This window comes from Sphingobium sp. B7D2B, assembly GCF_025961895.1.
Taxonomy (GTDB): Bacteria; Pseudomonadota; Alphaproteobacteria; order Sphingomonadales; family Sphingomonadaceae; genus Sphingobium.
In genome coordinates, this window is record NZ_JAOQOM010000001.1 from 2,069,470 (window position 1) to 2,088,745 (window position 19,276).

Consider the following 19,276-nt stretch of genomic DNA (forward strand, 5'->3'; position numbering starts at 1 on the left):
CACCATGCATCAAGACTTGCCAAGCGGGATCGCCGCAAGCTAACGCGCCGAGAGCCGGCGCTTTGCGCGCTGCGGTGGAGAATGGGGCCTGTAGCTCAATGGTTAGAGCTGGCCGCTCATAACGGCTAGGTTGCGGGTTCGAGTCCTGCCGGGCCCACCATCCATCGAAGAGCGGACGTTGCTGCGCCTTGCGCTCCTCGCCAGAGACGGAGCGACCGCCCGGCTCGGCCGTGGCAATGCCGATCACACTATTCAGAAAATAAGGGAAAAGTGGTCGGGGAGACAGGATTCGAACCTGCGACCCTCTGCTCCCAAAGCAGATGCGCTACCAGGCTGCGCTACTCCCCGATCCAGGGCGGGCCTTAGCTTTCGCTTTGCCCTTGATGCAAGCACAAAGGCCGCGCCGATCCCGGATGTACCCGGTGGAGGCGCAGGGATGATCGCAAGACGATCACCGGTGCCTGTAATTGGCTGGCACGATCTAAACGGCAGAGCCGGCGACCATACCACCAAATGTAAAGGCGGCGCCGATGATCGACGCCGCCCTTGAACAATGCGCAGAAGCGCAGTCGCAGATTACTCTGCTGCGTTCGCCGCGTTGTTCGAGACGTTGGCGAGGTTGTCCATCGCGTTCGCAGCATTGTCAGCAGCGTTGGCAGCGGCGTCCAGCTCGTTCACAACCAGCTCGTTGGAGACGTTGTTGGTCTCAGCAGCCGGCTTCTCGCCGCACGCTGCAAGGCTCATGAGCGCGATCGCGGCGCCGGCCACAGCAAACTTCTTCATATTATTAGGCTCCCATAGCAAAGGTCGTGCACAGCAAAGGGCACGAGCGGCCCAATTAACGCATGCCGCAGGGAAATCAATAGCCTTATCAACCAAAGTGCTTGGCAATAAGGGACGGTTTTTCGTGTGGGACAGCGCTTTGATGGTGATGGCGCGAAGAGCGGCGGAGCGGGACAAGCCGGGATTTGCCAATGGACCCGCCGTAAGCTAACCGGGCGCCAATTCAAAGACACTCCATTCCGCTCAAGAGGACCGTTTCCCGATGGCCGTCCAGTACAGCTTTGTCATGAAGGGTCTCACCAAGACCTTCCCCGGCGCAAATAAGCCGCTTTTCAACAACATCCACCTTCAGTTCCTGCCGGGAACGAAGATCGCGATCATCGGCGTCAACGGCGCCGGTAAATCGACGCTGATGAAGGTGATGGCCGGCATCGACAATGATTATACCGGCGAGGCGTGGGCCGCCGAGGGGATTCGCGTCGGCTATCTGCCGCAGGAGCCGCAGCTCGATCCCGACAAGACGGTGATCGAAAATGTGAAGGACGGCGTGCGGCCTGTCGCCGATCTGGTCGACCGGTTCAACGAGATCAGCGCGATCATGGGCGATCCGCCGGAAGATTGCGATTTCGATGCGCTGATGACGGAGATGGGCGAGCTTCAGGAGAAGATCGACGCGGTCGACGGCTGGACGCTCGACAATCAGCTTGAGATCGCCATGGAGGCGCTGCGCTGCCCGCCGGGCGACTGGAGCGTCGACAATCTCTCGGGCGGTGAGAAGCGCCGTATCGCTCTGTGCCGCCTTCTGCTGGAAAAGCCGGATATCCTGCTGCTCGACGAGCCGACCAACCACCTCGATGCCGAGAGCGTCCAGTGGCTGGAGCAACACCTGATCAACTACACCGGCAACGTGATTCTCGTCACCCACGACCGCTACTTCCTAGACAATGTCGTCGGCTGGGTGCTGGAGCTGGATCGCGGCCGGGGCATCCCCTTCGAGGGCAATTATTCGAGCTGGCTAGACGCCAAGGCCAAGCGCATGGCGCAGGAAGAGCGTGAGGATGCGGGCCGCCAGAAGGCGATCAAGGAGGAGCTGGAGTGGATCCGGCAGTCGCCCAAGGCGCGCCAGACCAAGAGCAAGGCGCGTATCCGGGCGTTCGACGAACTGGTCGAGAAGCAGGAGAATCGCGCGCCGGGCAAGGCCCAGATCGTCATCCAGACACCCGAGCGCCTTGGCGGCAAGGTGATCGAGGCCAAGAACCTCACCAAATCCTATGGCGACAAGCTGCTGTTCGATGATCTCTCCTTCACGCTGCCGCCGGGCGGCATTGTCGGCGTGATCGGCCCGAACGGCGCGGGTAAATCTACGCTGTTCCGGCTCATCACCGGGCAGGAACAGCCCGATTCGGGCAGCATCGAAGTCGGGCCGACCGTGCGCCTGGGCTATGTCGACCAGAGCCGCGATGCGCTCGATCCGAATCATAACGTCTGGGAAGAAATCTCCGGCGGGCATGATCTGATGACCATCGGCAAGCATGAGTTGCAGACGCGCGCCTATGTCGGCGCCTTCAACTTCAAGGGGCCGGACCAGCAGAAGAAAGTTGGTCAGCTCTCGGGCGGTGAGCGCAACCGCGTCCACATGGCCAAGATGCTCAAGGAGGGTGGCAACGTCCTCCTGCTCGACGAACCGACCAACGATCTCGACGTCGAGACGCTGCGCGCGCTGGAAGACGCGCTCGAGAACTTTGCCGGCTGCGCCGTGGTCATCAGCCACGACCGCTTCTTCCTCGACCGCCTGGCGACTCACATCCTCGCTTTCGAGGGCAACAGCCATGTCGAATGGTTCGAAGGCAATTTCGAGGCCTATGAGGAAGACAAGCGCCGCCGCATGGGCGACGCGGCGGATCGCCCGACGCGACTCGCCTACAAGAAGCTGACCAGGTAACGAGGTTGCGGAGCAGGGCGGGGAGCTCGGTGAGTCAGAGACTCATCGCCGCTCCCGCCAGGCCGCTCGGCTGCCCCTTACTGCAGCATTGGAGCCGATCTGGTGTTGCGGCGGATGGCTTTGACGGACAAGGGGTCGTCACCGTGCTGGTAATTTGGACCAACAGCTCCACCAGCGTCCGCCGACTCGGCGCGGATCGACCCAATGTGGCTAGAGCGCTGGATGTCGGCGTGACGCCAGACTACGCGTTGCGCCACTGGCCGGTGGCGATCACCGGCAAACCCTCAACACTGCGATTATACTCATAGGTCCAGACCCGGCGCCCACTATCCAGCAGGTCAACCTCGATGCGGCGATACTCTGACGCGCCGGGCTTATCGGGATCGTACAACTCGTAGACATCCATCTTCTCGAGCAGCAGTGGATCGCGGATGCCGATCAGTTCGCCATGCACCACGCCGGACTCGCCCGTTACCAGGCCGGGATAATCACCCAGATGATAGAGCCGGCCGACCACCCGGTCCGGCCCGAGCCGGCGCACGCCGCCCTCCATGCCGAGCGCAGCGAAGCCCGGGCCGCCTGTCATCAACAGTCCGTAGACGAAGAAGGCGACTTCTGTGTCCATCGCCTATTCGAACGGAGCGAAGTCGCCGCTCTGCTCATCGAGCACGTGCAGGACGCCATCCGATATGGCGAAGAATGCGCCTCGGAGCGCCAGCGCGCCGCTGGCTTCCTTTTCCGCGATCCACGGGAAGGTGCGCAGATTGGCGAGGCTGACCTTGACGGCGGCCAGTTCCATCGCCCGGCCCGCCGCGCCGCCGTGATCGCTGCCATGCGTCGCGACGACCTCGGCCCGCGCATCATCGAGCAGGGATATCCAGTTCGCGATGAACCCGCCCTCGCCGGGCGCCGCATCGTGCATGGCGCGGGTGAGCGCGGCGTTGCAGCCGCCGCACATGCCGTGGCCCATCACCAGGATTTCCCCCACGCCGAGGAACTGCACGGCGAACTCGACGGCAGCGGAGACGCCGTGCCGCCCGGGATTGGTCTCGAACGGAGGGACCAGCGCGGCGACGTTGCGGACGACGAAGATTTCGCCGGGACTGGTGTCGAAAATCTGGGTCGGATCGACGCGGCTATCCGAGCAGGCGATCACCATCACGCGCGGGCTCTGGCCCTCGCTCAGTTCCGCCCAGCGCGTGCGCTGTTCAGACCAGTCCTGACCGCGAAACCGGCGATATCCTTCGAGCATGTCTGAAAACTGTACCATGGCAATTTCTTTGCCGATGATCGTGGGGGCTGGCAAGCGGGCTTTGCGGTCGCTATCTGGGCGGCATGAACGATCTCTCGTCCGATCCCGCAGGCTTCCGCCCGCGCAAGCCCGACTGGATCCGCGTCAAGGCGCCGGTGAGCGCCGGTTACGAAGCCACACGCAAGCTGATGCGCGACAAGGGGCTGGCGACGGTCTGCGAAGAGGCGGCCTGCCCGAATATCGGCGAGTGCTGGACCAAGAAGCACGCCACGGTGATGATCCTCGGCGACACCTGCACGCGGGCCTGCGCCTTCTGCAATGTGAAGACCGGGATGCCCCGGCCCGTCGATCCGCGCGAGCCGCAGAATCTGGCCGATGCCTGCGCCGAAATGGGCCTTGAGCACATCGTCGTGACGTCGGTGGACCGCGATGATCTGGCCGATGGCGGGGCAGGGCAGTTCGTGAAGGTGATCGAGGCGTTGCGCCGCACCACGCCGGAAACGACGATCGAAATTCTGACGCCGGATTTCCGCAACAAGCATGAGGCCGCCGTGGAGGCCATCGTCGCGGCGCGGCCGGATGTGTATAATCACAATCTCGAGACGGTGCCCCGGCTGTATCCCACGATCCGCCCCGGCGCGCGCTACTATGCCTCGCTTCGGCTGCTGGAGACGGTGAAGCGCCTCGATCCCTCGATCTTCACAAAGTCCGGCATCATGCTCGGCCTTGGCGAGCAGCGGCTTGAGGTCCATCAGGTGATGGACGACATGCGTTCGGCGGATATCGATTTCCTGACCATGGGCCAGTATCTGCGCCCGACGCCAAAGCACGCTGCCGTCGCGGAGTTCGTGACCCCGCAGGCGTTCAAGGCTTATGCCGCCATCGCGCGGGCCAAGGGCTTCCTGCAGGTCGCTTCCAGCCCGCTGACCCGCTCAAGCTATCATGCCGGCGACGACTTTGCCCAGATGCGCGCCGCGCGCGAAACCGCGCTCGCCAAAGCCGCGATGAAAAGCAGCCTGTGAACCCCCATGCCCAAGCATAACGAAACCCGCCATCTGCCTTACTCGCCCGAACAGATGTTCGATCTGGTGGCTGACGTCGCGTCCTATCCGGAGTTCCTGCCCTGGGTCAGCGCCATGCGGGTCCGCTCGAACAGCGACACGGAGATGCTGGCGGACATGGTGGTCGGCTTCAAGGGGCTGCGCGAGACCTTCACCTCGCGCGTCGTGAAGGAGCGGCCGCATCATGTGCATGTGGATTATGTCGACGGGCCGTTGCGCCATCTCTCCAACGACTGGCGCTTCCGGCCGGACGGGGAGGGCGGGGTGCTGATCGACTTCGAAGTCGATTTCGCGTTCAAGAGCCGCATGTTCGAGATGCTGGCCGGCCAAGTGTTCGACCGGGCGCTGCGCAAGATGATCGGCGCTTTTGAAGAGCGGGCGGCGGCCCTTTACGGCGCCGATGCCTCGGGCAGCAGCAGTTCGAGCGCACATAGCGCCGCCTGAAGCCGCACTTTCGCGCGGCCTTCATCCTCGAATTTCCGCAAGTCGGCGACGGCATCGGCATCCTGCATGCCTTTTTCCGCGCGGGCGAACACGACCGTCCCGACCGGCTTCAACTCCGTTCCCCCATCGGGACCGGCCACGCCGGTGATCGAGACGGCGACATCGGCGCCCGTCCGGTTGAGGGCGCCATGCGCCATCGCCCAAGCGGTGGCGATGGAGACCGCCCCGAAGGCATCGATCACATCTTCGCTGACGCCGAGCAATTTGACCTTCTGCGCGTTCGAATAGGTGACGAAGCCTGCCTCGAACACGGCGGACGAGCCCGGAATTTCGGTCAATGCAGCCGCGACGAGTCCCCCGGTGCAGCTCTCCGCCACCGCCACAGTGCGGCCAATGGCGCGGTTCTCTGCGATAACGCGGCGGGCCAAGGCAACGAGTTCGGGCGGTAGAACGCCATCGGCTTGGTTCAGGGTCGACTCACTCATAATCGTCCACGCATGATCGCATCGGGGTGAAAAGCCAACGCCAATAATGACGGCCTTGATGAGCGGGAACGGTGGTGGGCCGCATTTGGTTGCCTTGGGGCCGCGTCACGATGCCGCTTCAGCATCGTCGTCCGGCAGGCGCAGGGTGACGACCGCCTGCGCCGCGATGCCCTCGCCGCGGCCGGTCAGCCCCAGTCGCTCGGTCGTGGTGGCCTTCACGCTGATCCGGGCTTCCTGCAACATCATGATCTCCGCCAAGCGGGCGCGCATCGTCCCGCGATGCGGCCCGATCTTGGGCGCCTCGCAGATGATCGTCACGTCGACATGCTCGATCTGCCCGCCACGCGCCAAGACGCGATCGCAGGCGAAGGCGAGGAACCGATCCGAAGCCGCGCCCTTCCATTGCGGATCGCTGGGCGGGAAATGGCTACCGATATCCCCCTCGGCCAGCGCGCCGAGCATTGCATCGACCAGCGCGTGAATCGCCACGTCGGCATCGCTGTGACCGGACAGGCCGTGACTATGTGGGACTTGTACGCCGCACAGCCAAAGGTCTTCGCCTTCCATGAGGCGATGCACATCGAAACCCATGCCCACGCGTGTGCTCATGCCGACCGTCAATATTCGCTCCATCCGTTCATGATCGCCCGGTCCCGTGATCTTCTCAAGCGCGCTGTCGCCTGGCACCAGTGCCACGTCGATGCCCGCGCGCCGCAACATCTGGGCGTCGTCGGTCGGCTCCGGCCCTGACCAATGCTGATGGGCAGCCATGAGCGCGGCAAAATCGAAGCCCTGCGGGGTCTGCACCCGTGCGAGGGTCGATCGGTCGACCACTTGGCCGGCCTCGTCGCCGCCGGAGCGCACCAGTGTGTCGACCACCGGGAGTACCGGAACCACGCATCGGGCGCCATCGACCAGTGCTTTGAGCAGTCGGTCGATAACGGCAACCGGAAGCAGCGGTCGGGCGCTGTCATGAACGAGAACATGGGCTGCACCGGGCTCGCTGCGGGCCAACGCCTCGAGACCGGCGAGAACGGAGAGGCGCCGGCTGCTGCCACCTGCAACGATCGCCAGACTTTCCGCGCGGTGGCCCAGCAGGCTACGCATCGCATCCTCGCTGCCCGGCATCACGACGAGCGCCACAGGGCCCACGCCGGGATGGGCGCGCAACGCATCCAGCGCATGGGCCACAACCGGCTTGCCGGCGAGCGTTCGCACCTGCTTGGGGGTCTCGTGACCGGTGCGCACGCCGGCACCGGCAGCGAGCAAAATTGCGGCTGACAGGCCTGCGCGAGGGGCTTGATCGGGCATGGAGGGGCGCTTAGCGCACGGCTTGCTTGCCCGCCAGCGTCATTCGCGGTAAGGGCTGCCTGTTTTTTAGGCAACATTCCGGTCATGACGCTGCTCAAACCCATCCAGATCGGTCCCGTGCGGATCGAGACACCGGTCGTTCTTGCGCCCATGACGGGCGTGACTGACATGCCGTTCCGCACGCTCGTGCGGCGCTATGGATCGGGCCTCAACGTCACCGAAATGATCGCCTCGCCCGCGATGATCCGCGAGACGCGGCAATCGCTGCAGAAGGCCGCCTGGCACCCGGTCGAGGAACCGGTGTCGCTTCAGCTCGCCGGCTGCCAGCCCGCTGAAATGGCTGAGGCAGCCAAGCTCAATGCCGACCGCGGCGCGGCCATCATCGACATCAACATGGGTTGCCCGGTCAAGAAGGTCGTGAATGGCGATGCCGGCTCGGCGCTGATGCGCGACCTGCCGCTCGCTGCCCGACTGATCGAGGCGACCGTGAAGGCGGTCGATGTACCGGTCACCGTCAAGATGCGGATGGGTTGGTGCCATGACAGCCTGAACGCGCCGGAGCTGGCGCGCATCGCCGAGGATTTGGGTGCCAAGCTGATTACGGTTCACGGGCGGACCCGCAACCAGATGTACAAGGGCAGCGCGGACTGGGCGTTCGTGCGCCGCGTCAAGGATGCGGTGAAGTTGCCCGTCATCGTGAATGGTGACATCTGCTCGCCCGACGACGCGCGCACCGCGCTGGCGCAGAGCGGCGCCGATGGCGTGATGATCGGACGCGGTGCCTATGGCAGGCCGTGGCTGCTCGGGCAGGTTATACAGGGTCTGGTGAGCGGCCGGACCGTCGAGAACCCCGGCATTGCCGAGCAATATGCCGTGATCGTCGAGCATTATCGCGCGATGCTGGACCATTATGGCGAGACGACCGGCGTCAACATGGCCCGCAAGCATCTCGGCTGGTACACCAAGGGCCTGCCCGGCTCGGCCGAGTTCCGCAACATGGTCAATCAGGTGCCGGATGCCGCGACCGTGCTGGATATGCTGGAGCGCTTCTACACGCCGTTCCTGACGCACCCCGAACGGCTCGATCAGGAACCGGAACAGGCCAGGAATGCCGCCTGAGGCCGATTTCAGGGCTGGGGCGGATGCGAATGCACCGACCCGATCCCTGCCTGCCGCCGCCGAAATCGTCTCCGCGCATCCGGTCGCAACATTGATGATCGATCCGGACGGCCGGATCGTCCTGGCCAATGCCCGCGCAGAGAATCTGCTCAACATGGCGCGCTCGGCACTGGTCGGCAGTGCTATCGGGCGGGTGCTGCGCATTGCCGATCCACGCGTCGATGCGGCGATCTGGATGACGGACAAGCCGCTGTCTGCCTATGATATTCAGGTCCATGCCGGGCGGAATGAAGCGCTGGAGATGGATATTCTCATTCATCCGCTGCTGGAGGACGATCGCTGGCGGATCGTCGCCCTGCATGTCCATGGCCAGTCGCAGGCACTCGGCACGCGGCGCACATCCATGGGCGTGCGCTCGGCGACCGGCGCGGCCGCGATGCTCGCCCATGAGATCAAGAACCCGCTTTCGGGCATTCGCGGCGCGGCGCAATTGCTGGAGGGCGATGCCGGGGAGGCAACCCGTCCGCTCACCAAGTTGATCTGCGACGAGGTGGACCGCATCGCCGCCCTGATCGACCGGATGCAGCACTTCACCAGCAACCAGCCGCTCGAATGCCGGCCGGAGAATATCTATCCGCTGCTCGACCGGGCCGTGGAACTGGCGTGCGCTGGGTTCGCCCGCAATTGCACGATCACCCGCACCTATGACCCTTCTCTCCCGTTCGCACAGGTGAATGGCGATGCGCTGGTGCAGATCATGCTCAATCTGGTCAAGAATGCGGTGGAGGCCGTGGACGGCATGGCGGATGGCGCGGTTCAGGTCGCGACGGCCTATCGCCATGGCCTGTCGGTGATGGGCGCGCGCGGCAAGGGCGCCGCACCGCTTCAGATCGAGATCCAGGTGATCGACAACGGCCCCGGCGTGCCGGACAATATTCGCGATGTGCTGTTCAATCCGTTCATTTCCAATAAGCGCAGCGGACAGGGCCTTGGCCTAGCGCTGGTCGACAAGCTGGTGCGCGATATGAACGGCCTGGTGCAGTATGAGCGGGACAAGGTGGCCGGGCGGTCGATCTTCCGGGTTCTCCTGCCCATGGGAGGGAGCCTATGACGCGCCTGACCGGCAAGGTTCTGGTGGTCGATGACGATCCGGCGATCTGCATGGTCGTCAGCGAGGCGCTCAAGCGGCAAGGCCACATCATCCGCACCGCCGGCTCGATAGCCGAGCGCCATGAGGCGCTGGCGAGCTTCACGCCCGATGTGCTGATTACCGACGTGATCCTGCCGGACGGCGATGGTCTCGATGATGTCGGCAATATTCTGGCTTCCGAGCCTGACCTCAAGGTCATCATCCTCTCGGCGCAGAACACGCTCAACACGGCCGTACGCGCCACGGGGCAGGGGGCATTTGAATATCTGCCCAAGCCGTTCGATCTGAATGAGCTTAGCCGCGCGGTAGCCGAAGCCCTCAGTGTTCGGGCCAAGGGCAAGCTGGCGGAACCCGCGGCTGGTGAGGGCACGGACGACGGCCTGCCCCTTATCGGGCGCTCGCCGCAGATGCAGGAGGTCTATCGCACCATCGCGCGGGTGGTGGGCAATGATCTCAACATTCTGGTTTTAGGCGAATCCGGCACCGGCAAAGAACTGGTGGCCGAGGCGATCCACAGCCTGGGGCCGCGCCGCAATGAACCCTTCGTGGCGATCAACATGGCCGCCATTCCCCGCGAGCTGATCGAGGCGGAGCTGTTCGGATACGAAAAGGGCGCGTTTACGGGGGCCTTCGCCCGAACGGCGGGCCGGTTCGAGCAGGCCGAGCGCGGCACGCTGTTTCTCGACGAGATCGGCGACATGCCGATGGATGCGCAGACGCGGCTGCTGCGGGTGCTCCAGTCCGGCGAAATCACGACGGTGGGCGGGACAAGGCCGGTGCGGGTCAACGTGCGTATCATCGCCGCCACCAATCAGGATCTGCCGACGCTGATCAGCGAAGGCCGGTTCCGCGAAGACCTGTTCTACCGGCTCAACGTCGTGCCGATTCGCCTGCCGGCGCTGCGCGAGCGAACGGGTGATGTCGCGATCCTCGCACGGCATTTCCTCGATCAGGCGGTCTTCGAGGGGTTGCCGAGCAAGCTGCTCTCCGAGCAGGCCGCAGCGCTGCTCGAGCGCTATGATTGGCCCGGCAATGTGCGCGAACTCCAGAACCTGATGAAGCGCTTGACCGTGCTCACGCGCGATCAGGAAATTCAGGTCCAGCATGTCCGGCAGGTGCTGCGCGTGCAGGACAGCGTGGGCGACCCGGCCGACAGCAGCGCCGCCGATCTGGCGGAAGCGGCGCGGCGCTGGGCGCGGGATCACCTCGCGGTCGGCGGCAATGCCAGCCCCTGCGAGCTTTACGACCGGCTGCTCGACGTCATCGAACCTGTGCTCTTGAGCGAAGTGCTTGCCGCAATGGATGGCAATCAAATCCGGGCAGCGGCCACACTGGGGCTCAATCGCAACACCTTGCGAAAGAAGCTCAATCACTATGATATCGACCCCACCATGCCGCTGCGCCATCGCTGATTGCGGTGCGATAGACCGGGGCCGGCCAGCGCCGTAACTTCCACCGTCGCGTGTTAAGCGTGTTTGCTCCGCCACGCCGATGTTGTATCGGTGCCACGATGGATCAAAGATCGACCGTGCTGGACAATGTGAGCGATCCGTCGCGGCCGTTGCGCATCTGGCAGCGGCTCAGTCGTCTGGCTGTTCCGCTCACAGCGGGGGTCTTTGTCGCCACGGCGGGGTTCACCTGGTGGTTGGTCACGCGTCCCCAGGATGATGACACATTGCTCAGCGCCGCCGTGGTGGCGCTGCTGCTGGTCCTCAATCTTCTGCCGGCCATTCTGCTGCTCGTTCTGCTCGGCCAGAGGATCGCCCGGCGGCGCGCCAATCGCAGCCTCGTGGGCGGCAATGGGCGTCTGCACGTCCGCCTCGTCGCCCTGTTCTCGGTGATCGCGAGTCTGCCGCTGCTGCTGGTGGTGATCTTTGCCTCGCTGCTCTTCCAATATGGCGTGCAGTTCTGGTTCTCGGCTGATGCGCGCGGCATGCTCCAGAACGCCTCCGATCTTGCGCGCGGCTATTATCAGTCCAACCTCAAGGAGTTGAGCGACGAGACCGTGACGATGGCGGGAGACCTGCGCAATTATCTCTCCCAATCAAGCATTTCCAGCCCGTCCTTCGCGGAGGGTTATATCTATCAGGTGGTCACGCGGAAACTGAACCGCTCAGCGATCATCGAGATCGGCAAGGATGGCGTCGCGCGGACGGCAGCGACGGTCGATCCGGAACGGCAGACGGCCACGGATATGCTGACGCCGGAGATCATCCGCGATTTGCGCAATGGCCAGCCCGTCGTGGTACAGGCCAAGCCCAACCAGATCGAAGCCTTTGTGCTGCTCTATCCCGAGTCCAACACATTCCTCTACGCCACCCGCGATTCGGCCGTCTCCGCCTTCAGCGAGATGGAGCGCGCACAGGCCGTGCTCGCCGATTATGATGAGTTTGCCGCCCGGTCCCGACAGTTGCAGCTGCGCTTCAACATCGCGTTGTTCATCGGCACTTTGATGTTGGTCGGCACGGCGGTTTGGATTGCGCTGGCCGTGGCGGATCGACTCGTTCGACCGGTGGGAGAACTGGTGGATGCCGCCCGGCGTGTGACGGCAGGCGATCTTTCGGCGCGGGTCACCGATTCCCATTCCCGCGACGAGTTGGGCACGCTGGCAAGCGCGTTCAACCGGATGACCCAGCGACTGGAGGCGCAGACCGGCGCGCTCGTCTCGGCCAATAATCAGCTCGCCGATCGTAGGGCGCTGATCGAGGCCGTGCTATCCGGTGTCAGCGCGGGCGTGGTCTCCGTCGACCGCGACGGGACCATCCAGATCCTGAACAGCTCGGCAGCGGGTCTGCTCGTGCGCCCCGGCGAACAGGCGGTGGGCCAACGGCTTGCCGACGTCTCCGAGGAGTTGGCAGCGCTGATGGAGGCCGGCACCGGTGCCGACATCATCCAGATCCGCGCCCGGGGTGAAGTGCGAACGCTGGCCGTCCGCGTCGTGGTCGAGGATGGCAATCAGGTGCTGACCTTCGATGATATTACCGAGCAATTGCTCGATCAGCGCCGCGCCGCCTGGTCGGATGTCGCCCGCCGCATCGCCCATGAAATCAAGAATCCGCTGACCCCGATCCAGCTCGCCGCAGAGCGGCTGCAGCGGCGCTATGGCAAGGAGATCGAGTCCGATCCCAGCACCTTCCGCCGCCTGACCGAGACGATCGTGCGACAGGTCGGCGATCTGCGCCGTATTGTCGATGAGTTCACCTCATTCGCGCGCATGCCCAAGCCGGTCTTCCGGGAGGAAGCGGTGATCGACATCGCCCGCCATGCGATGTTCCTGCATGAGGTCGCGCACCCCGAGATTACCTTCACCTTCGCCAGCGAGGAAGCCGACCCGGCCTTGGTCTGCGATCGCCGGCAGATCGGCCAGGCGCTGACCAATATCGTCAAGAACGCGGTCGAGGCCATCGAGCAGCGGCATCTTGCGGACGCGCCTAAGGGGGAGGGCGATCAACAGCCCGCCAATGCCCAGCATGGCCATGTGAGGATGCTCGTGCTGCGTGAGGAAGGGCAGCTCGCCATTTCCGTGACCGACGACGGCATCGGCCTACCGGAGCAGCGCGAGCGGATCATCGAACCCTATATGACGACGCGCGCCAAGGGCACTGGCCTTGGGCTCGCGATCGTGAAGAAGATCGTCGAGGAGCATTTCGGCTCCATCACCTTCGGCGATGCCGAAAGCGGAGGCACGGTCGTGACTCTCCGCTTCGACGTGGAACGGCTGTCGCGCCTCGCAGAGGGCGACGAGAGGGCCGAGACAATATGAAAGAGACGTTGAATGGCGCTTGATGTTCTGATCGTCGATGACGAAGCCGATATCCGGGAACTGGTCGCGGGTGTCCTCGAGGATGAGGGGTTCGAGACGCGCCTAGCCGCCAATAGTGACGAGACGTTGGAAGCGCTTGCCGCGCGGCGCCCATCGCTGGTGTTGCTGGACGTGTGGCTGCAGGGGTCAAAGCTGGATGGCCTCGAACTGCTCGACATCATCAAGGAGCGAGACCCCAGCATTCCGGTGCTGATGATCTCGGGCCATGGCAATATCGATACGGCCGTCGCGGCGATCCGGCGCGGGGCGGTCGATTTCATCGAGAAGCCGTTTGAATCCGACCAGCTTCTTCACATCGTCAACCGGGCGACGGAAACCGAGCGCCTGCGCCGGGAAAATCAGGTGCTGCGCGCGCGCTTCGGACAGGAAGAGGAACTGACCGGCACCAGCAATGCGATCAACACGGTGCGTGCCACGATCAAGAAGGTCGCCGGCACCGGCAGCCGGGTGCTGATTACCGGACCGGCCGGCGTCGGCAAGGAAGTGGCGGCGCGGATGCTCCACAATTGGTCGACCCGGGCGAGCGGTCCGTTCGTGATCGTCACGGCGGCGCGGATCGAGCCGGAGCGCGCCGAAGAAGCGCTGTTCGGCGTTGAGGGTTCGGACGGGGTGATCCGGCCCGGCCTGCTGGAGCAGGCCCATGGCGGCACATTGTTCCTCGACGAAATCGCGGACATGCCCCTCACCACGCAGGGCAAGATCCTGCGGGTGCTGACCGACCAAAGCTTTACGCGCATCGGCGGCCAGCGGCAGGTTAAGGTCGACATCCGGGTCATCTCATCCACGGCCCGTGATCTCAAGGAAGAGATTGCCGAGCGGCGGTTCCGGGAAGATCTCTATTACCGGCTCAACGTCGTGCCGCTCACCCTGCCACCGCTGGCAGAACGGCGGGACGACATTCCTGGGCTGGTCGAGCATTATCTGGCGCGCTTTGCCGCCGAGCGCGGCATGGCCTCGCCGAACATGGCGCCCAATGCGATGGCCGCCCTGCAATCGGCTGATTGGCCGGGCAATGTCCGCCAGCTCCGCAATGTCGTGGAGCGCACCGTCATTCTGGCGCCGATGAATTCGGGCGGCGTCATCGAGCTGGAGATGCTGCCGGCGGAGGCCACTGGCGGCGGCGACGACAGCGGCATGTCCACCGCGATCATGGGGGCGCCGCTGCGGGAAGCGCGCGAGAATTTCGAGCGGGAGTATCTGCGCATCCAAATCAAGCGCTTTTCCGGCAACATTTCGCGGACCGCTGCGTTTATTGGCATGGAGCGGTCGGCCTTGCACCGCAAGCTGAAGTCGCTTGGCTTGGGAGATGAACGCGATAGTTGAGCACTCAGAACCTTTGTGCAGCGCAACAGACCGGGGCTGGATTTCTCCCTGGGAATCACATAGCGTGCACCAGTCACCCCACTCATGGGGCATATCGACGCTTTGACAGAGCGCGACGCGGACAGCGAGCCGCCAATAATGGAGTAGAAAATGGCCGAAAAACTCAATAACTTACAGGACATATTTCTCAACAGCCTTCGCAAGAGCAAGACCCCGGTGACCATGTTTCTGGTCAAGGGCGTCAAGCTTCAGGGCATCGTCACCTGGTTTGATAATTTCTCGGTCCTGCTTCGGCGGGACGGTCAAACCCAACTGGTCTACAAGCACGCCATTTCCACGGTCATGCCTGCGCATCCGATGGATCTCGCCAAGATTGAATCCGCCTTCTCATCAAATGAGCGCAAGCCGAAGCTTTTGCAGGAAATTTTCCTATCGGCGGTCCATAAGTCCGGCGACCCGGTGACTATGTTTCTGGTCAACGGCGTGATGCTTCAGGGCGAGATCGCGGCTTATGACCTGTTCTGCATGTTGCTCCAGCGCGATGGTCTCGTGCAACTCGTCTACAAGCATGCCATCTCGACCGTTCAGCCCACCCATCCGCTCGATCTCTCGGGCGAAAATGATGAAGATGAGGACTGAACAGATGGGGATGACCCATTAGTTTTCATCTCGATCAGGAAGAAGTGACGCGTGGAACGCGGGCCATCGTGGTCCACGCCGATCTCGGGCGACGCCAGCGGCGGGACGTCTCGGCCCGGCTGAAGGAAGCCAAAGGCCTCGCGCTCGCCATCGGACTGGACGTGTGCGGGACCGCGGCGTTCCGCGTGCGACAATCCCGCCCGGCCACGCTGTTCGGCTCCGGGCAGGTGGAAGAGATCGCCGCGCTCGCCGTGCGTGAGCGGGCCGAGCTTATCGTGGTCGATAATAATCTGACGCCCGTCCAGCAGAGCAATCTAGAGAAGAATTGCGCCGCCAAGGTCATCGACCGCACCGGCCTTATCCTGGAGATTTTCGGCGAGCGCGCCGCCACGGTCGAGGGGCGACTGCAGGTCGAGCTGGCGCATCTCGATTATCAGGCCGGCCGGCTCGTGCGCAGCTGGACCCACCTTGAGCGGCAGCGCGGCGGCTTTGGCTTTCTTGGCGGCCCCGGCGAAACGCAGATCGAGGCCGACCGGCGGATGATCCGCGATCGCATGGCCCGCATCCGGCGCGAGCTTGAGCAGGTCACGCGAACCCGTGGGCTCCATCGTGCCCGGCGCCAGCGCGCCCCCTGGCCGGTGATTGCGCTCGCCGGCTATACCAATGCTGGCAAATCGACCCTGTTCAATCGCCTGACCGGATCGGCTGTGGTCGCGCAGGACATGCTGTTCGCCACGCTCGACCCCACGATGCGGCAAATCAGCCTTCCCGGCATCGACAAGGCTATTCTGTCGGATACGGTGGGCTTCGTATCGGACCTGCCGCACCAGCTCGTCGCAGCGTTCCGCGCCACCCTGGAAGAGGTGCTCTCCGCCGATCTCATCCTCCATGTGCGTGATATCGCGCACCCTGACAGCGACGCGCAGAAAGCCGATGTGCTGGACGTGCTGGCCGATCTGGGGGCCGTCGCCAGTGAGGACGACGATGCGCCCGTAGATAGCGCCGTGCCGGTGCTGGAAGTCTGGAACAAGGTCGATCTTATCGACGATCCCGACCATCAGGCCGCGATCCGCAACCGGGCCGAGCATGAGCCCGATGTCGCCCTTGTTTCCGCGCTGACGGGCGAGGGGATCGAGGCGCTACGCCGGCGCCTTTCCGATATCCTCGGCAAGAGCCATCGGCGCTACGAGTTCGATCTGAGCGGGCGCGAAGGCGCGGCGCTTGCCTGGCTTCATGCCCATGGCGAAGTGCTGTCCGAAACGGCAGAGGCCGATGGGGGCGAAGTCACCATCCACGTCTCTGTGCGGATGGAGCCGGCCGATTATGATCGCTTCGTGCGCCTGCACGGCGACCAGGCCGGACTGATCGCCTGAGGCTCGCTCTCAACGCTCGGCGCGCTTGACCTTCTGCCAGAGCGCTTCCTTCTCATCGAGAGACAAGCCTGGAAATGCCTCGCCCGCATCGGCTTCCATGGCGCGGAACCGCCGCTCGAACTTCCCGCTGGCCCGGCGGAGCGCGGTCTCGGGATCGACATGATGATGCCGCGCGAGATTGACGACCGCGAACAACAGGTCACCGATCTCGTCCTCAAGCTCGGCCTGCCCGGTGGCCTGTTCGACCTCCTCCAGCTCTTCCAGCACCTTGGCGTGCACATCTGCGATGTCATCCCAATCAAACCCGACGCGCGCGGCACGGTTCTGGATTTTCTCCGCACGCGAGAGCGCGGGCAGGGAGAGGGCAACGCCGGACAAGGCTGAGCGGTCCTCCGAGGGCTTGCCGGCGCGCTCTGCAGCCTTGATCTCATCCCAACCGGGCGAGACCGACCCCGGCGCCGCAAACACATGTGGATGGCGCCGCAACATCTTCTCGCAAATCGCGGAGATGACATCGGAAAGATCGAAGACCTGTTGCTCCGAAGCCATCTGGCTGTGAAACACGACCTGAAACAGCAGATCGCCCAGTTCATCCTTGAGCGCCGCCATATCGCCGGACTCGATGGCGTCGGCAACCTCATAGGCCTCCTCGATCGTGTAAGGCGCGATCGTGGCGAAGGTCTGGGCGACATCCCACGGGCAGCCATCATCCGGATTGCGAAGCCGCGCCATGATGTCCTGGAGCGGTGCGATGTCTGCGGGTGTCTTGCTCAATGAAGGTTCCGTCACGATAGGAAAGCTCGCAAGACGGTAGACAGGTCGATGTCCAAACTCCAGCGTCGACCGGACAGAGCCGCCATCGGGCAGGGAGCCACCTTAAAAGTGGACCCGAATTTTCTTTTTTTATGAATGCGCTGAGGAATCCCGGGTAACGGCGCTCATAGAAAACAGAACAAATGGACCTCTCACGGAGATGGCATAGGTGCAGGATAAATCCGTACCTGTTTTGGATGACGAACGCGTGTCGCTGCACCGGCGCGCTTTGCATCGCTATTTCAGCAAACGGGTGCCCATTGGCGAGGTCGAGGATCTCGTGCAGGAAGTCCTGGCCAATCTGCACAGCCGCCAGAAAAGCGCGGAAATCGAGAATGTGCAGGGCTATCTCTTCACCATCGCCTCCCATGTGCTGGCGCGGCGGCATCATAAAAATGCCCAGTTGCGCTATGCCGACGAAGAGGTGCCGGATCAGATCGATCCCTTCTCGCCAGAACGCATCCTGATCGGGCAGCAAAGCCTCACCGCCGCTCTGGAGGTGATCCGCACGCTGCCTCCGCGCACCCAGCAGGTGTTCGTTCTTCATCGCTTCGAGGAGATGACCTACGCCCGGATCGCCGCGCATCTGGGCATCTCGGCAAGCGCGGTCGAAAAGCACATCATGCAGGCTTTGAAAGCATTGCACGACAATGCCAGGGGGACGGAATGAAGTTTCTGCCTCGCCTCGTTCGGGTCGCCGACCGGCCGACCCCCGTGGATGCCCCCGGATGGGTGGCCCGTGTGCGCTCAGGGACATTGCCTCCGCAAGAGGTTCGCCAGTTCGAGCGTTGGCTGGCAGAACGCGACGAGAACCGCCGCGACTATGACGCACTGGTCGCCCAGTTTCTCGAGCTCGACCGCCTCCGCTCTCATCCGGAAATCATGGCCTTGCGCGAAGAGGCGCGCCAGGCGCCTCGGGGCAAACGCCGGCTCGCCATCGCGGCGGCTCTTGGCCTGCTGCTCACTGGTGCCGTGACAGCCGTCGTTGCGCTCGATCTGCTCCCCACCAGCAGAGAGCAGCGAGCCTCCGTCGTCACAGCCTATTACGAAACGCCGGAGGGCAAGACGTCGGCGATCGTCCTGCCCGATGGTAGCAAGGTATTCCTCGATGCGAGCAGCGCGCTCAAGGCGAGCATGGGGGAGACGACCCGGCGCATCGAGCTGCTGAGCGGTCGCGCCAACTTTGCGGTGGCGAAAGATCGCGAGCGGCCCTTCGTCGTGATGGCCGGTGGTGAGCGGATCAAGGCGCTCGGCACCCAGTTCGACGTCAATCTCGTCGAGCGCAGTGTCGAGCTGACGCTCATGGAGGGCCATGTCGTCGTGCAGGGCCTCAAGACAAAGTCGGACACGGCGTCGACCGTCTTTATGCGCCCGGGCTACCGCCTCGTCGCGGGGGACGGCAATTGGACACTCGCCCCGGTCGATCTGCGCAACGTCTCGCGCTGGCGGGAGGGTGTCCTGATTTTCGACGAGGCCCGGCTCGGCGACATCGTGGCCGAGATGAATCGCTATCTCCCGGCCAAGATCCTCATTGGCACGCCCGCCATTGCCGAGCGGCGGATGAGTGCCGTGCTCCGCGCCGGCGACGTCTCCACATTTCTTTCGGCCATTGATGCCATGGGCGTGGCCCGGTGGACGCGGGTTTCCGACGGGGAATACCGGTTGCTGGACATCGCCCGTGAAAGAAATCTGAACGCACGACTGAGGTAAATCGCGCGAACCGCCTCATCAGGTAGAGAAGTCTAAAAACAGGTGAGG

At 63.7% G+C, this 19,276-nt stretch carries 18 protein-coding genes and 2 tRNA genes; 13 read left to right on the forward strand and 7 right to left on the reverse strand.

From position 1 onward, the window contains the following. Positions 1–84 precede the first annotated feature (84 nt). Positions 85–160, forward strand: a tRNA-Ile gene (locus tag M2341_RS09455). Between the two features lie 111 nt (positions 161–271). On the opposite strand, the gene M2341_RS09460 is transcribed toward M2341_RS09455, so the two are convergent. Next, positions 272–348 (reverse strand) — tRNA-Pro (locus tag M2341_RS09460). A 228-nt stretch (positions 349–576) separates the two neighbouring features. Continuing rightward, positions 577–783, reverse strand: coding sequence for a hypothetical protein (locus M2341_RS09465; RefSeq protein WP_181559675.1), 207 nt, complete (start codon positions 781–783; stop codon positions 577–579). 262 nt (positions 784–1,045) lie between these two features. Between M2341_RS09465 and ettA the strand changes: the two genes are divergently transcribed. Continuing rightward, positions 1,046–2,725, forward strand: a complete 1,680-nt coding sequence (ettA, locus tag M2341_RS09470) for an energy-dependent translational throttle protein EttA (RefSeq protein WP_264572842.1) — start codon at positions 1,046–1,048, stop codon at positions 2,723–2,725. A 241-nt stretch (positions 2,726–2,966) separates the two neighbouring features. On the opposite strand, the gene M2341_RS09475 is transcribed toward ettA, so the two are convergent. After that, positions 2,967–3,350: a gamma-glutamylcyclotransferase gene (locus tag M2341_RS09475; RefSeq protein WP_264572843.1), complete on the reverse strand. Its 384-nt coding sequence runs from the start codon at positions 3,348–3,350 to the stop codon at positions 2,967–2,969. Between the two features lie 3 nt (positions 3,351–3,353). Continuing rightward, a complete protein-coding gene (locus tag M2341_RS09480) occupies positions 3,354–3,995 on the reverse strand; it encodes a carbonic anhydrase (RefSeq protein ID WP_181559678.1) in 642 nt (213 codons plus the stop codon). A 65-nt stretch (positions 3,996–4,060) separates the two neighbouring features. Here M2341_RS09480 and lipA point away from each other — a divergent pair, with 65 nt between their 5' ends. Next, complete coding sequence (gene lipA / locus M2341_RS09485; protein ID WP_264572844.1) at positions 4,061–4,999, forward strand: lipoyl synthase; 939 nt, start codon at positions 4,061–4,063, stop codon at positions 4,997–4,999. 6 nt (positions 5,000–5,005) lie between these two features. After that, entirely contained in the window at positions 5,006–5,482 is a 477-nt protein-coding gene (locus M2341_RS09490) for a type II toxin-antitoxin system RatA family toxin (protein WP_181559680.1), read from the forward strand. Here the strand turns inward: M2341_RS09490 and M2341_RS09495 are convergent. Further along, the gene (locus M2341_RS09495; protein WP_264575765.1) at positions 5,428–5,967 is read right to left on the reverse strand and encodes a CinA family protein; all 540 of its coding nucleotides are present in this window, start codon (positions 5,965–5,967) and stop codon (positions 5,428–5,430) included. The genes M2341_RS09490 and M2341_RS09495 overlap by 55 nt on opposite strands. Before the next feature lie 105 nt (positions 5,968–6,072). After that, positions 6,073–7,278 (reverse strand): bifunctional 2-C-methyl-D-erythritol 4-phosphate cytidylyltransferase/2-C-methyl-D-erythritol 2,4-cyclodiphosphate synthase, encoded by a 1,206-nt coding sequence (locus M2341_RS09500; RefSeq protein WP_264585058.1) that lies wholly within the window; start codon positions 7,276–7,278, stop codon positions 6,073–6,075. An 84-nt stretch (positions 7,279–7,362) separates the two neighbouring features. Here M2341_RS09500 and dusB point away from each other — a divergent pair, with 84 nt between their 5' ends. From dusB to hflX, 7 genes are all read left to right on the forward strand, one after another. Then, positions 7,363–8,397, forward strand: a complete 1,035-nt coding sequence (gene dusB, locus M2341_RS09505) for a tRNA dihydrouridine synthase DusB (RefSeq protein ID WP_264585059.1) — start codon at positions 7,363–7,365, stop codon at positions 8,395–8,397. Beyond that, positions 8,387–9,508: a two-component system sensor histidine kinase NtrB gene (locus tag M2341_RS09510; protein WP_264585060.1), complete on the forward strand. Its 1,122-nt coding sequence runs from the start codon at positions 8,387–8,389 to the stop codon at positions 9,506–9,508. Before dusB ends, M2341_RS09510 begins: the two co-directional genes overlap by 11 nt. After that, complete coding sequence (gene ntrC, locus M2341_RS09515; protein WP_264585061.1) at positions 9,505–10,959, forward strand: nitrogen regulation protein NR(I); 1,455 nt, start codon at positions 9,505–9,507, stop codon at positions 10,957–10,959. Before M2341_RS09510 ends, ntrC begins: the two co-directional genes overlap by 4 nt. 98 nt (positions 10,960–11,057) lie before the next feature. Then, positions 11,058–13,310 carry an ATP-binding protein gene (locus M2341_RS09520; RefSeq protein WP_264585062.1) on the forward strand — a complete coding sequence of 751 codons (2,253 nt, stop codon included), beginning with the start codon at positions 11,058–11,060 and terminating at the stop codon, positions 13,308–13,310. 12 nt (positions 13,311–13,322) lie between these two features. Further along, positions 13,323–14,693: a sigma-54-dependent transcriptional regulator gene (locus tag M2341_RS09525; RefSeq protein WP_264585063.1), complete on the forward strand. Its 1,371-nt coding sequence runs from the start codon at positions 13,323–13,325 to the stop codon at positions 14,691–14,693. Positions 14,694–14,843: 150 nt separating this feature from the next. Further along, positions 14,844–15,332: an RNA chaperone Hfq gene (gene hfq / locus M2341_RS09530; RefSeq protein WP_264570320.1), complete on the forward strand. Its 489-nt coding sequence runs from the start codon at positions 14,844–14,846 to the stop codon at positions 15,330–15,332. 44 nt (positions 15,333–15,376) lie between these two features. After that, a complete protein-coding gene (gene hflX, locus M2341_RS09535) occupies positions 15,377–16,705 on the forward strand; it encodes a GTPase HflX (RefSeq protein WP_264585064.1) in 1,329 nt (442 codons plus the stop codon). Positions 16,706–16,714: 9 nt separating this feature from the next. On the opposite strand, the gene mazG is transcribed toward hflX, so the two are convergent. Then, positions 16,715–17,479: a nucleoside triphosphate pyrophosphohydrolase gene (mazG, locus tag M2341_RS09540; RefSeq protein ID WP_264585065.1), complete on the reverse strand. Its 765-nt coding sequence runs from the start codon at positions 17,477–17,479 to the stop codon at positions 16,715–16,717. Positions 17,480–17,711: 232 nt separating this feature from the next. Between mazG and M2341_RS09545 the strand changes: the two genes are divergently transcribed. Together M2341_RS09545 and M2341_RS09550 are read left to right on the forward strand one after the other, a co-directional pair. Beyond that, positions 17,712–18,188 carry an RNA polymerase sigma factor gene (locus tag M2341_RS09545; protein ID WP_181561417.1) on the forward strand — a complete coding sequence of 159 codons (477 nt, stop codon included), beginning with the start codon at positions 17,712–17,714 and terminating at the stop codon, positions 18,186–18,188. Then, the gene (locus tag M2341_RS09550) at positions 18,185–19,228 is read left to right on the forward strand and encodes a FecR family protein (protein ID WP_264585066.1); all 1,044 of its coding nucleotides are present in this window, start codon (positions 18,185–18,187) and stop codon (positions 19,226–19,228) included. The genes M2341_RS09545 and M2341_RS09550 overlap by 4 nt, the downstream gene beginning before the upstream one ends. The last annotated feature ends 48 nt before the right edge of the window (positions 19,229–19,276 follow it).

What these genes read in the sequence shown, in the direction of transcription:
- M2341_RS09465 (WP_181559675.1), bottom strand. Translation starts at nt 783, where the DNA reads ATGAAGAAGTTTGCTGTGGCCGGCGCCGCGATCGCGCTCATGAGCCTT.
- ettA (WP_264572842.1), top strand. Translation starts at nt 1,046, where the DNA reads ATGGCCGTCCAGTACAGCTTTGTCATGAAGGGTCTCACCAAGACCTTC.
- M2341_RS09475 (WP_264572843.1), bottom strand. Translation starts at nt 3,350, where the DNA reads ATGGACACAGAAGTCGCCTTCTTCGTCTACGGACTGTTGATGACAGGC.
- M2341_RS09480 (WP_181559678.1), bottom strand. Translation starts at nt 3,995, where the DNA reads ATGGTACAGTTTTCAGACATGCTCGAAGGATATCGCCGGTTTCGCGGT.
- lipA (WP_264572844.1), top strand. Translation starts at nt 4,061, where the DNA reads ATGAACGATCTCTCGTCCGATCCCGCAGGCTTCCGCCCGCGCAAGCCC.
- M2341_RS09490 (WP_181559680.1), top strand. Translation starts at nt 5,006, where the DNA reads ATGCCCAAGCATAACGAAACCCGCCATCTGCCTTACTCGCCCGAACAG.
- M2341_RS09495 (WP_264575765.1), bottom strand. Translation starts at nt 5,967, where the DNA reads ATGAGTGAGTCGACCCTGAACCAAGCCGATGGCGTTCTACCGCCCGAA.
- M2341_RS09500 (WP_264585058.1), bottom strand. Translation starts at nt 7,278, where the DNA reads ATGCCCGATCAAGCCCCTCGCGCAGGCCTGTCAGCCGCAATTTTGCTC.
- dusB (WP_264585059.1), top strand. Translation starts at nt 7,363, where the DNA reads ATGACGCTGCTCAAACCCATCCAGATCGGTCCCGTGCGGATCGAGACA.
- M2341_RS09510 (WP_264585060.1), top strand. Translation starts at nt 8,387, where the DNA reads ATGCCGCCTGAGGCCGATTTCAGGGCTGGGGCGGATGCGAATGCACCG.
- ntrC (WP_264585061.1), top strand. Translation starts at nt 9,505, where the DNA reads ATGACGCGCCTGACCGGCAAGGTTCTGGTGGTCGATGACGATCCGGCG.
- M2341_RS09520 (WP_264585062.1), top strand. Translation starts at nt 11,058, where the DNA reads ATGGATCAAAGATCGACCGTGCTGGACAATGTGAGCGATCCGTCGCGG.
- M2341_RS09525 (WP_264585063.1), top strand. Translation starts at nt 13,323, where the DNA reads ATGGCGCTTGATGTTCTGATCGTCGATGACGAAGCCGATATCCGGGAA.
- hfq (WP_264570320.1), top strand. Translation starts at nt 14,844, where the DNA reads ATGGCCGAAAAACTCAATAACTTACAGGACATATTTCTCAACAGCCTT.
- M2341_RS09550 (WP_264585066.1), top strand. Translation starts at nt 18,185, where the DNA reads ATGAAGTTTCTGCCTCGCCTCGTTCGGGTCGCCGACCGGCCGACCCCC.